The organism is Listeria floridensis FSL S10-1187, assembly GCF_000525875.1.
Lineage (GTDB): Bacteria > Bacillota > Bacilli > Lactobacillales > Listeriaceae > Listeria > Listeria floridensis.
Genome location: NZ_AODF01000001.1, coordinates 203762 through 216737, shown reverse-complemented (window position 1 = coordinate 216737; position 12976 = coordinate 203762). Strand labels below are relative to the sequence as shown.

The following is a 12976-nucleotide window of genomic DNA, read 5'->3' as shown; positions in this document are numbered from 1 at the left end:
GTTCAGGAAGTACAAATTTGATCGTGTAGATAAACCGCTCATCCCAAGGGTTAATAAATGTCATTTTCATTCTCCTTTATTTTATTCTATCTTCCGTTTTTCATTATAAAAGGGAAATGTAGTTATGAACGCCTAAAAAAGTAATATATTAACTAGATTTATGAAGTTTTTGCTCATCTTGCTTGGCAGAGGTTATTTGATCAAGTGTATTTTGGATCAGTTTAAAGTCGCGTGGCGCAAGGATACGGTGAATTGATACGATCTTTGCGTCAATAGATGTTTGTGACGGAATGTTGGTTAGAATTACATCTGGATTCTCGTTGCTTTCGCTATCTATAAACGCAATATTGTAGTCATTCGTAAAGTATTCTTTTACTTGATTCATAACGGATTTGTTAGCGATCGCAGATAAATCGGTTTCTAAGCGTACTTTAATTCGCTTTTCAAAGGTGTGGAGCGGAGCAACTAGGCTAAGTAAAAGTGAATAACGAGGCGCTAGGAAGCTCTTTTTTAAGAAAATCGGATTGCCCGTTTCTTGATACAGCTCATCGATAAATTGATGCAGCATTTCTTTTAGTACGGGTAGTTGGTGCCTTGTATAGGGAGCGAATTCATTGCCACTGATGCTGGTTGAGAAATTATGGGAAAGGTGTGCAAATAAATGCTCGGAAAAAGCAGTCAACATGAATTGCCTTTTTTGTCTGCGAGGTACAGGAACAAACTTGTCTTCAAATCTATTCATAAAAAGTTCAGTAGCTTCGTATAAAGTTGTATTTTTGGAGCGGTTATGTCGAAAGTTGCTCAATAAAAGAGGTGTTATTTGAGTTGTTTCGCTTTGAATAATGGTAATAAAAAACAAAAATGCCATTTCTCCTGGAAAGCGTCGAGTGATTGGTGTATGTGCTTTGATTTGTTCTTTAAAAGTATGGAAACTGTGATTTTCATCAAGTAATTCCTGCCAAGATTCATCAGGTGTAATGTAATGGTTGTTTCGGCGCCTAATTGTTCCAATAGCAAGGAAGTACATTATTTGACGTTCTTGCACATCATTAAGTTCAAGAGCGGCGTCTGCGGCGATTTTTTTTGTGATGATTTGAAGATGATGCTCATCAATGTTTGAAAAAGGCCAAACTTTTCCAGCAAACAAACGCCAAAAAGCAGCATTTAAGAATAAACGGACTTGTGTTTCTTTGCCAGTAAGAATGGCTGTGCTACGATTGAGTGTCAGCTCATATGGTGCAATGGCTTCTTTCAGTTTATTGATGTGTCTACGTACAGTTGTTTCGCTTAAAAAGTTTTCAAAAGCAAATTTTTTAGCAGAAACAAAGTTTTCAGTCACTATACTATAGAAGAGCTTATATGTGCTTGTATTTGATATAAGAAAAATCAAAAATAAGCCGATATCAATGTCACTGCATTTAATTTCTAAGTAAACACCTTTTCCTTTTGAAATATGAAGCATCATTTGATTACTGTTAAACTCTTCTAGGTTATCTCTTAAGGATGCAATGGCTTTTAGTATTAATGAGGATGTTTTGTTTAAGCGTCTTGCGAGTTCTTCTGTAGAAAACCAGCGATCTTCTTTTCGAAGTAAATTTAATATCGACCATTCAAGCTCTACGTTTGTATCCAGTATATCTAAATCTAATCTCATTAGGTTTCCCTCCTAGGTATTTCCCTTAAATCTTATTTATTAAAGCACATAATAAAGGGGTGAATGAGCATAAAACCAAGCATGAAACTGCAGTTTTTGATTTTTTTTAGAAAAGAATTATGGTAATGTGTAACCGCTTTCTGAAAGAGAAGCGGTTTATTTTGTTGTTTTCAAGCAAAATGAAAATTTTTATAAACGTATTTTTGATTTTTTAGAAGGGTGATTTCGCACTATACTAAATCTCGTTGGGGCGATCAATTGAACAAAACACGAATCAGAATTGCGCAATCAAGTTTTCAATTTGTTACGTAAATACAGCAAGTGTTATCAATAATTGTTTCACCCAAAATTCAAAAATAAAGGAGACGAATAATGTCTAAGAAAAGTACAGGAAAAAAGGTATTAACAATTGCAGCAACGCTTACACTTATGGGAAATGTTTTAGTAACACCAATTACAGCATGGGCGGCAGACGCTGAAGAAATTAGCACGGTAGAGGGTGCGATTGTTACTGAACAAGAACAAAACAACGAAGCAGCTGAGAATACTACAGTTGCTGAATCTACAGAAGGAAACAACGAAGCAGCAACTACAGAAGGAGCAACTGACACAACTGCGGTTGCTGGGAACGACGAAATTGATCCAGCAGCAGGTATTTCAGTTGGTTTCACAACAAAAACTACAATTACAGGTGATACATCTGTAGTGAAAAATGGTTTGTCGATCATTGACGGAGAAACAACAGGACACTTACAAATCAGCGTACAACGTAGCACTTTAGTAGAAGGAAGCATTGCAGCTCAAACTACTGCATATATCTATTTGCCAGATGAGCTTAAAGAACTTGCAAACACTAAAGAATTTGTTGAAAGTGTATCCGCAAAAACTGGTCACATGATCTGGGGCGTTGACCGTCAACCAGAACCAGTTAACTCTGGAAAGATCACATATAACGCTTCGAAACATCGTTTAGAAGTTATTAACCCTAGATTTACAGGGACAATTGTTCAACCGGTAAATGGAGTAGTCACTTATGTGGATATTGATCTAGGAGCGGCTGTTCAAAAATCAGGAGTACGCATTCCTGACGCAGTAAATGGAAAATATACATTCAATGGTAAACAACATGGTGGAATCAACCTCATCGGTAAACTTAGCGATAAAGCTGATTTGAACGTTCAAAAACTTGATCCTGGTTATGGTGTTGAAAAACCAGAAATCGAATTCACTGAAAATCGCGTTACAGAAGTAAAAGTTGGTTCAGACTACACGAACGAGATTGCGCTTAAAGGTGTAATCGCAACAGATGCAAAAGACGGTATGATCACAAACAAACTACAAGTGAAAGACAGCCAAGTTGATACACGTACTCCGGGAACATACAATGTCACTTACCGTGTTGTAAACAGCACAGGTCTTGCTACTGAAAAAGTTGGACAAGTTAAAGTTGTTGAAGGAGACGGCAATGGAGGGAACCCAGGTGGAAACACTGAGGGAACGCTTAAAACGGCTGACTATACGCTTGGCGAAGCAAACATCACTGGTGCATTTACTGGCGATATTGACCACGCTAAACTAATCGTTAACAACACTGAGCTTGGAAACAAAGGCGGAACGTTCAGTAAAGATGGAAGCTATTCATTCTGGATTGGCGTAAACACGATCACTAGCAAGACTGATAATGCTGTAATCGTTGCTTATGACAAAGACGGTAATGAATTAGATCGCAAACAAGTAAACATCAAAGATCAAGTAGTTGCTACTTCTGGAACTATTAATCCTAAAACTGCTTCTGCAGGCGAAACAACAATCACTGGTACGTATACTGGCGATGTGAAACAAGTTGATATGTATATTGACGGCGTATATAAGAGCAGCGGCGGTACGTTCTCGAACGGAAACTTCTCTTACTATGCAGGTTCACTTAAAGCAGGACAAAAAGTAGAACTAGTTGCTTATGATGCAACAAAACCAAACGAGCGTAAAGAGCTAGACAGAAAGAGCTTTATCGTTCAAGCACCAGCAGTTGTAACTTCTGGAACAATCAATCCAAGCGCAGTTTATGATGGCGATTCTAGTGTTACAGGTTCGTATTCTGGCGATGTGAAGCAAGTTGATATGTATATCGACGGTGCATATAAAAGCAGTGGTGGTACGTTCTCAAACGGAAACTTCTCTTACTATGCTGGAGCGCTTAAAGCAGGACAAAAAGTAGAATTAGTTGCTTATGATGCAGCAAAACCAAATACTCGTAAAGAATTAGATAGAAAAACGATCACAGTTCAATCTGTAGCTGGTTCTAACCTAAAAGGTTCGTTTGTAGATGCTAAATATAACTGGAATACTGCTAACATCGAAGGTCACTTCACTGGCGACATCGAAGTAGCTTATATCGAAGTTGACGGCGTTGTTCAACCTTGGGGTGGAACATTCAACTCTAACGGTTCGTTCACTTACTGGACAAAAGCAATCAACCTTGGTTCGAAAGTTAAAATCTACGGATACAACAAGACAACTGCACACAAAGAACTTGCAACTTATACATTTACTGCATAAGACAAGTGAATCACGATTCATTGAGGTGCCTAAATCAGGCATCTCAATGAATTCAATTTTATGGAGGACTTAAAAATGAAGAAGATTTTATTGATTCTCAGCGCTTTGTTTGTTGCTTTTTTAACAGCATGTTCAAGTGGTGCTGCAACAGATAAATCAGATAGTAAAGATAAAAAAAGAAACAAACGAAAACAAAAGTGTAACAGTATCTGCAAATGATCATACAGTTACAGTAGATAATATGAAAATTACTTTAGAAAACAGTGATGTAAGTAAAGTTTCTAATAAAAATGATTCTGGCGAAAAAGTCTACAGCTTTAAAGTGAAGGGCGAAAATGTCAGCAATGATCAAAAAGGTCTTGGAACAACCGACTTTGTTTTAAAAACAAGTGATGGGAAAACGGTAGCACCAGATTACAGCTATGCATCGTTTGGAGATTCTTTTGAAAAAGGCGAATCGCTTACTGGAACAGTTTATTTTGTACTAAAGAAAGATATTAAACCAACAGAATTGCAATACAAACCTGCTGATGATGTTGCAGCGACTTGGGAAGTAAAAGAAAAATAGAAAAGATATGAGAAGGTGTCAGAATGAAGATTGTTACGATCGGCTTAGGTTACATTGGATTACCGACAGCGATTATGTTTGCTAACCATGATCAGAAAGTTATTGGAGTAGATGTTAAAGAAGATGTAGTAAAACTATTAAATAACGGGCATGTGCATTTAGAGGAACCTGGACTTGAAGCAGAACTGAAAAAAGCGATAGAGTCTGGGAACTTTAAAGCACAGCTTAATGTAGAAGCTGCGGATGCATTTATTGTTGCTGTTCCAACGCCGAATAAAGATGATCAGTATAAAAGTTGTGATTTAACGTATGTACTTGATGCAGTGAAGTCGCTTATCCCCCATCTTGAAAAAGGAAACACGGTGATTATTGAATCGACAATTGCTCCTCGTACAACGGAAGACTTTGTAAAGCCGCTAATTGAAGCAGCTGGATTTGAAATTGGGAAGGATATTTATCTGGTACACTGCCCAGAACGTGTGCTACCAGGTAAGATTTTACATGAACTTAAATTTAATAATCGAATTATTGGCGGTGTGACCGATGCATGCACGGATGCTGGAAAAAAAAATCTACAGTATTTTTGTTGAAGGAGAATTAATTACTTCATCCGCATCGGCAGCAGAACTTTCTAAACTAATGGAAAATACCTACCGAGATGTAAACATTGCGCTTGCGAATGAGCTCGTTAAAATTGGCGAAGATTTGGATATCGATGCACTTGAAGTGATTCAAATGGCCAATAAACATCCGCGTGTTAATATCCATTCACCAGGCCCTGGTGTTGGTGGACATTGCTTAGCGGTTGATCCTTACTTTATTGTCGCGAGCACACCGGAAACAACGCCTCTTATTCAAACTGCACGTGGAATTAATACATCAATGCCGGACTTTGTTTTTTCAAGAACAAAGATGTTGATGGAACAAATAGATGGTAAGAAAATTACTGTTCTCGGTGTAACGTATAAAGGAAATGTTGATGATATTCGGGAAAGTCCAGCACTTGAAATTACACAAAAATTGTTGGATGACGAAAGCTATGAAGTGAGTATTTTTGATCCACATGTTGAACAGCCATGGATTGAAAAAGACTTTAAGAAAGCAACTTTGGATAGCGATTTGTTACTTGTTTTAACAGACCACAATGAATTTAAGACATTAACTGAAGCGGATTTAAGTGAAATGAAGCAGAATTATGTTTTTGATACGAAAAATATATTTCCAAGCGAAACGGTGAAAGATCATTATCTTTCTCTCGGCAATATTGCCTCGCTGAAGCGCATTGAAAAAGTCCCTTCGTTTTAATAAATGGAGTAGGAGAGTGCAATGGAGGAATTAATCGATTTAAAAAGAATCTTTGGTGCTATTAATCGCGGCAAATGGTATATCCTTGGAGCGATTGGGTTATGTGTGTGCATCATGAGCATTTATCTTTGGTTTGGTGCTACACCGATTTATCAAAGTAAAACGCAAGTGCTGGTCAATCAAGTGGATTCAAAAGATAGTAGCATTCAAGCGCAAGATGTTCAAGCAAACCTGCAACTTGTTGATACGTATAGTGCAATTGTGACGAGTCCGCGGATTCTCAAGGAAGTTGAAAAAGAACTCAGTAATAAATATTCGCAAACAGAGCTTGCTAATGCGATTCAAGTTAGCAATAATTCCAATTCGCAAATCATAGAAATTGCTGCGGAATACACCAATGCAAAGGATGCAACGGCAATTGCGAATAAAACAGCGCAAGTATTCGAAAGACAAATACCGAATATTATGAAAGTTGATAATGTTACGATATTATCTGAAGCACAGTATTCGAAGACACAAGCACCTGTGAAGCCGCATAAAAGCTTGATGTTAGGATTGTCATTTGTTGTCGGAGCATTAATCGGAGCGATGATTATATTTGTTCAAACGATTTTCGATCGTACGATAAAAAATGTGGATGACTTGCAAGAAGCACTTGGACTTACTGTTCTTGGTACGGTAAATGCTTTTGAGCCGGATCAGATGGAGACGGAGAAAAGTTTTGAAAGGAGGAAGATAATAAATGAAGAAAAAAACAGATCGGAAGCAATTAGTCGCATTCAATGACCCTAATTCACCAGTGAGTGAACAGTTCAAGACAATTCGAGCTGGAATTGATTTTTCAAGTATTGATTCCACTTTTAAAACGATTTTAATTACTTCACCGGAAGCGGGCAGCGGAAAATCAACTATATCAGCCAACCTCGCCATTGTTTATGCGCAACAAGGCAAGAAAACCTTGTTAATTGATGCAGATTTGCGCAAGCCAACGATTCACAAAACTTTTTCCAAAAATTTATATACAGGTCTTTCAGCCGTTTTAACAGATGAAATTAGTTTGGAAGAAAGCTATCAGCCGACAGAAGTGGAAAACTTATTTGTGCTTACAAGCGGAGCAATTCCTCCGAATCCTAACGAAATGCTCAGTTCAAAGAAAATGTCGAGTGTGCTAGAGGAATTACAGCAGCAATTTGACTTGATCATTATTGATACTTCGCCGATTACAATCGTTTCTGATGCGCTTGTTCTTGCACCACAATCGGATGGAGTTATTCTAGTCACACGTTTTGGGTCTTCGCTGAAAGAACGTACGAAGCAAGCGGCAGAACAAATCCGCATGACTAGAGCACCGATTATAGGAGCTGTCTTAAATGGCGTTACGGAGAAGAAAAGCAATTACTATTATTATGCCTATAAATAGTTCGGAAAATTGAATGTAAAAATAATAAAATGAAAATTTTGATTAATTTTCAGAAATGAAGGGTGATTTATCAGAGATGTATGTGGCAGAGGGAAGTATGAGTAAACGTGTAGAACTTTTGGGAAGTCAACTTGATTGTTTGACAATGAATGAGACGATTGAAGAAGTGGAGCGCATCATTGAAAGCAGAATTCCGACGCAACATGTGGTGATCAATGCGCACAAGATTAATTTGATGGCAAAAAATCTTGAACTTAAAGAAATTGTCAATGATTGTCCGCTAATTAATGCGGATGGGCAATCGATTGTTTGGGCAGGCAGATTGCTTGGTTATAATGTGCCGGAACGAGTAACGGGGATTGACTTGTTTTCGGAATTAGTTGCCCTTGCAGCTGAGAAGAACTGGCGCCCATTTTATTTTGGCGCAACGGAAGAAGTCGTTCAAGAAGTTGTAGCGAAGCATCAAACGGAATATCCAAACCTTGAAATTGCAGGATATCGTAATGGATACTTCGATGAATCGGAATCGCTTCAAATTGCTGAACAAATTCGGGACAGTAAAGCGGATATTTTGTTTGTCGCTTTTTCCAGCCCGCAAAAAGAATTTTGGATTAATGAGTATAAAAATGTCATGAAAGTTCCATTTTCGATGGGCGTCGGCGGAAGTTTTGATGTCATTGCCGGAAAAACAAAACGTGCACCCGTATGGATGCAAAAGTCAGGTCTTGAGTGGTTTTATCGCTTTATTCAAGAACCGCGTCGGATGTTCAGCCGCAGTGTTACAGGGAACGCATCGTTTCTCTTTAAGGTCGGCAAGGCGAAAATGAACCGTAATTAAGAAACAGGGGGCAAAAAAGGAATGCCAAAACGAATCTACTTTTTGGATTCACTAAGAGGAATTGCAGCAGTTACTGTGATCGCTACACATTTTGCTGAAACTTTTCAAGAGGAATCATTAGCAAAAGAAATATTTCAACCGCTTGGAAGAAGTGCTGTTATTTTCTTCTTCTTGCTCAGTGGAATTGCACTTAGTCTGGCACTGAAAAACAAATCTAATTTTTCGTGGCAAGAATACGGAGCGTTTTTAGTCAAACGATTTTGCCGAATTTATCTCCCATTTCTTGCAGTGATTATTTTAGCAGAGTGTTTGTTTTTAGGGTTTGAACCAACAGGAATTGCGGGTCTTTCATCATGGTTTAATGCAGAAGGAACAACCCTTCAGTGGCATGTTTTCTTTGAAAATATTTTCATGGTTGGTAATGACGTGGACCGGATTGACCCAGTCATTTGGTCGCTGATCGTTGAACTACGAATTTCGATTGTCTTTCCGCTATTCTATTATTTCATAAAAAATAAAGGCATAAAATGGGCGGCTGGGTTTGTCATTCTAGCATTCGGCCTTGGAACAGTAGTGCTGTTTGCGATTGATCAACAATTTATGCTTGGACAAACGATTTTCCATCTTGGCTTTTTTATCATCGGAATTGTGCTGGCGCTGCACTGGGATGCGGTTTGGGCGTTCAGCAGGAATCAAAAAATAGCGGTCACTGCTTTTTCAATGGTGCTCTATCTGCATGTGATTGTGCTGCATCTAGTGGGCATAAATTTGCCTCAGGTATTTTCAGACGTTGTAATCAGTATCGGCTGTGTAGGTATACTCCTCGTTTGTTTCCAATCAAAAAAAGCACAGAACTTTTTGGTACAGCCTATCTATCTGTTTTTAGGAAAAATTTCATTTAGCATCTATCTCGTGCATTGTGTAGTCTTCATTCCGTGGATTTACTTACTGTACGATACGATTCCATCTATTTTTGTAATTGAACTGCTAAGCTTGCCGCTTATTTTTGCAGCGGCCTATCTGTCATACGTGCTGATCGAGAAATCAGCATTGCAACTTGGGCGAAAGCTTGAAAAAACAATCAATCATTTTCATTTAAATCTTGCTGATACAGGCAAGGAAAGGATGAATGGATAAAAAAGGAGGACGATGTCATTGACGCAAAAAAAACCGCTTAATATTTATTTCTTTTTCATTATCATGTCGGTATTTCCGTTAATCGACTTTATGAACGGGCTTTTCATCAGCTCTCATATCCCAATTCCAGTGGGAACAGCCTATCGCTTCTTCTGCTTTATCTACCTTGTTTGCTGTATTATTCACGCAGGTTTAAGAAAAAATCTTTATACATTTATTACCGTTACATTTATTATCGGATCGCTCATGCTTCTGGTTATACAAGCGATTGTTCTGCAGAATTCAATATCAATTTTATTTGCTGACCTAACCGTTTTTACCAAATTTTTCTTATGGGTTGTTATCGCCTATTTCGTCTATCAGCGCAAAGAAATCTTTTTGCAAATGAATTATAGCAAAGTTTTTCTTGCAATCAGTATTTTCTTTACCCTTGGTATGTTAATTCCGTACTTTTTGAATGTCGGCAATCAAGCCTATGTAAACAGCAATGCAGGTTATAAAAGTTTTTTCTATGCGAGTAATGATTTAACGATCGCTTTCATGATTAACGCGACGTTTGTTGGCTGGCTCTTTACAAAAGCACTGCGAAGAAAAGCCGTGAAACAATCGCTGTTTTTGCTGCTACTTTATCTAGGAATCATTGTTTCTCTTATTTTAATCAGTACTAAAACCGGTATTGTCTATGGCATTGTGTTTACAGTAGGAATTTTGATTCATTTTCTTTTTTGCCAGAAAGAGTTCAAACCGATTTACCGTATCGTAACATTTATGATTGCAGTTGCAGCGCTGATTGGCCTGATAATCGCCGGCTGGGACTTTATCATTTCTGCAACATCAGGAACAGTTGACCGAATTACTTATTTTTACCGGCTTTATAACGGGAACCTTGTTCGGCTGTTAACCAGTTCGCGCAGTGATTACATGGCGGGTGGATATGAATTATTTGTAGACAATAATAACAATTTTCTTATCCCGCTGATTGGTTTTGGCTTTGAATACCGATTAATCCATTTTGAACGACTTGGGCTAATTGAAATGGATCCAGTTGACGGGCTTTACGCACTTGGTTTTATAGGTGTTGTGCTTACAACTGTGATGCTTGGCTATTTCTTCTTTGTATCACTAAAAAAACAAAATCGCAGTATCTATACATTAGCCTTTATGGTGTTCATGTTTTACAGCATTTCCGCGGGGCACGTCATGTTCTCAGCGCTATCATCAACGATGCTCGGACTCGTGTGCGGCGGAATTATTTTACAAAAATATAAGCATTCTTCCATGCAGGTGATAGAAGATGTTTCGAAGGAAGTGAAGCAAAGTGAATATATTGATGGTTGGACCAGAGTCTGATTCCAAAGGCGGCATCGCAACCGTTATTTCAAACTTTAAAGAATATTATCAAGGAAAGAATAAAATCTTTTATCTCGCTACTTGGGAAGAAAAGCATAAATATTATGCAGGAATCAAAGCGCTTTTTACGCTTCGTCAAAAAATCAAACAAGAAAAAATTGATGTGGTACATTTCCATGTTGCTCATAAAAGCAGTTTTTACAGGAAAGCGATTTTAGCTAGACTTGTTCCGCGGAATGTCCAGGTGGTTTTCCATATGCATGCCTCGCAGTTTGATACATTTTTTAAAACCTCAAGCAAGCGAACAAAAAAAACGCATTCAACGCGAGCTTGACCACTTAGACGGATTAGTAGTTTTAAGTGAGGAATGGGCAGAATTTTATCAGCAGCTTACGATAACACCAATCGAAATTATCGAAAATGCTGTTATAGTACCAGATAAACCAAGTTACAATTCACGTGCGACAGAAATTATTACACTTGGGCGCCTAGGAAAACGCAAAGGGAGCTATGATATCTTGCATATGGCTAAACAAATTGAAGCAGAATTTCCAGATATCCACTTTACTTTGTTTGGGGATGGAGAAATCGAAGAAGTGGAACAAGAAATGGAAGCACTCGCTAGTCAAAACGTCAGCTTAGGCGGGTGGCTTTTAAAAGAAGAACGGGAAAAAGTCATGGCGAGTACAGTGCTGCATTTACTTCCTTCTTACCAAGAAGGACTGCCAATGTCGATTTTAGAAACAATGGCAGAAGGAATTCCAAACTTAGCATCAGACGTTGGTGGGATTCCACAAGTTATACAAGACAATCAAAACGGCATGATGGTTAAACCGGGAGATATCACAGAGATGACAGAAAAACTGAGAGCCTTTTTAAATGATAAAAAACTGCGAGAAGAGTTTTCAAGTGCTGCCTATAAAAAAAGTAAAAGCAGATTTTTCACTTGATCATTTCTTTGAAAGATGGAATCGCTACTACGAAAAATTAATGGAAGAAAAATACTCTTGCTCTAAAGAAGCTCAAGCAAGCAGTACAAAAGAATGGAGCTGAATATAGATTGTTAGTATGGACAGTTATTACCTTCGTATTTGGAATTTTACTTATGCCGCTCATCCGCAAATTAGCATTTCTAGTCGGAGCCGTAGATGCGCCACGTGACAGACATGCACATATTAAGCCGACAGCAACACTTGGCGGACTTGGTATTTTTATCAGTTTTATAACCGTATTCTTTTTATCACCGATCAATCACGAAAATACAATTCCGTTACTAGTTGGTACGTTAATCATCGTTGTAACAGGAGTAATTGACGATGTAAAAGAGCTTTCGCCAAAATTAAAATTAGCAGGACAAGTGGCGGCCTCGCTTTGCGTCACCATTTGGGGCGGTATTATGGTTCATCATATTTACTTGCCGTTTCTCGGTCGTGTTGAATTCGGCTACTTTGCAATCCCGATTTCGATTTTCTGGATTTTAGCAATCGTAAATGCGATCAACTTGATTGATGGAATTGACGGCCTTGCGGGTGGAGTATCAACCATTGCACTCGTAACAATTGGCGGTATGGCGCTTCTTCTCGGCAACACAGGCAGTGCCTTTACAGCATTCTTGCTTGTCGGCGCGTTGCTCGCTTTTCTTGTCTTCAACTTTCCGCCGGCATCGATTTTCATGGGAGATACCGGAGCGATGTTCGTCGGCTTTATGATAGCAATTCTGTCGCTTTTAGAGTTCAAAAATGTAACCCTGATATCACTTCTCATCCCGATTATCATTTTGGGCGTACCATTTACAGATACATTTTTCGCGATTATTCGCCGAATCAAACAAAGAACATCCATTTCTACAGCCGATCGTTCCCACATTCACCACAGACTTTTAGCCCTTGGTTTAACGAATCGACAAACCGTACTTTTGCTTTACCTAATTGCAGCCGTATTTTCCGGAATTAGTTTTCTGCTTTACTTTTCAACAACGTGGGGTTCAATCATTCTAATCATCGTACTACTTCTGTTAATTGAAATTGCTGTAGAATTTATCGGCTTAATCGACGAAAATCATCATCCTTTGCTGAACCTATATACAGGCATAGGCAAAGCACGAAAGAAACTCTATTTCAGACTTATTAAGAGATCGCGTTAAGAATT

12 protein-coding genes and 1 pseudogene are annotated in these 12976 nt (G+C 38.3%); 12 read left to right on the top strand and 1 reads right to left on the bottom strand.

Going from position 1 to position 12976, the window contains the following annotated elements; genetic code table 11:
* Window positions 1-148: 148 nt before the first annotated feature.
* Window positions 149-1654, bottom strand: coding sequence for an AcpB/EbpR/MafR family transcriptional regulator (locus tag MFLO_RS01100; RefSeq protein WP_051993388.1), 1506 nt, complete (start codon window positions 1652-1654; stop codon window positions 149-151).
* Window positions 1655-2026: 372 nt separating this feature from the next.
* On the opposite strand from MFLO_RS01100, the gene MFLO_RS01095 reads away from it, so the two are divergent.
* The 12 genes and pseudogenes from MFLO_RS01095 to MFLO_RS01050 all read left to right on the top strand — a co-directional run bounded on the left by MFLO_RS01095 (window position 2027) and on the right by MFLO_RS01050 (window position 12971).
* The gene (locus tag MFLO_RS01095; protein ID WP_036095712.1) at window positions 2027-4210 is read left to right on the top strand and encodes an immunoglobulin-like domain-containing protein; all 2184 of its coding nucleotides are present in this window, start codon (window positions 2027-2029) and stop codon (window positions 4208-4210) included.
* Window positions 4211-4285: 75 nt separating this feature from the next.
* A complete protein-coding gene (locus MFLO_RS15520; protein ID WP_156065810.1) occupies window positions 4286-4429 on the top strand; it encodes a hypothetical protein in 144 nt (47 codons plus the stop codon).
* A gap of 22 nt (window positions 4430-4451) precedes the next feature.
* The gene (locus tag MFLO_RS01090; protein ID WP_149022934.1) at window positions 4452-4778 is read left to right on the top strand and encodes a DUF4352 domain-containing protein; all 327 of its coding nucleotides are present in this window, start codon (window positions 4452-4454) and stop codon (window positions 4776-4778) included.
* A gap of 23 nt (window positions 4779-4801) precedes the next feature.
* Window positions 4802-6083: pseudogene (locus tag MFLO_RS01085) on the top strand (nucleotide sugar dehydrogenase).
* A 21-nt stretch (window positions 6084-6104) separates the two neighbouring features.
* Window positions 6105-6869 carry a YveK family protein gene (locus MFLO_RS01080; protein WP_077913112.1) on the top strand — a complete coding sequence of 255 codons (765 nt, stop codon included), beginning with the start codon at window positions 6105-6107 and terminating at the stop codon, window positions 6867-6869.
* Window positions 6826-7503 (top strand): CpsD/CapB family tyrosine-protein kinase, encoded by a 678-nt coding sequence (locus MFLO_RS01075; protein WP_036095710.1) that lies wholly within the window; start codon window positions 6826-6828, stop codon window positions 7501-7503. The genes MFLO_RS01080 and MFLO_RS01075 overlap by 44 nt, the downstream gene beginning before the upstream one ends.
* A gap of 97 nt (window positions 7504-7600) precedes the next feature.
* Entirely contained in the window at window positions 7601-8341 is a 741-nt protein-coding gene (locus MFLO_RS01070; RefSeq protein ID WP_036095999.1) for a WecB/TagA/CpsF family glycosyltransferase, read from the top strand.
* Window positions 8342-8362: 21 nt separating this feature from the next.
* On the top strand, window positions 8363-9478 hold the full coding sequence (locus MFLO_RS01065) for an acyltransferase family protein (protein ID WP_036095708.1): 1116 nt from the start codon (window positions 8363-8365) through the stop codon (window positions 9476-9478).
* Window positions 9479-9496: 18 nt separating this feature from the next.
* The gene (locus MFLO_RS01060; RefSeq protein WP_051993384.1) at window positions 9497-10828 is read left to right on the top strand and encodes an O-antigen ligase family protein; all 1332 of its coding nucleotides are present in this window, start codon (window positions 9497-9499) and stop codon (window positions 10826-10828) included.
* Window positions 10797-11162, top strand: a complete 366-nt coding sequence (locus MFLO_RS15920; protein ID WP_206538297.1) for a glycosyltransferase — start codon at window positions 10797-10799, stop codon at window positions 11160-11162. Before MFLO_RS01060 ends, MFLO_RS15920 begins: the two co-directional genes overlap by 32 nt.
* Window positions 11101-11778: a glycosyltransferase family 4 protein gene (locus MFLO_RS15915; protein WP_206538296.1), complete on the top strand. Its 678-nt coding sequence runs from the start codon at window positions 11101-11103 to the stop codon at window positions 11776-11778. Before MFLO_RS15920 ends, MFLO_RS15915 begins: the two co-directional genes overlap by 62 nt.
* 110 nt (window positions 11779-11888) lie before the next feature.
* Window positions 11889-12971 (top strand): glycosyltransferase family 4 protein, encoded by a 1083-nt coding sequence (locus MFLO_RS01050; protein ID WP_051993383.1) that lies wholly within the window; start codon window positions 11889-11891, stop codon window positions 12969-12971.
* Window positions 12972-12976 lie beyond the last annotated feature (5 nt).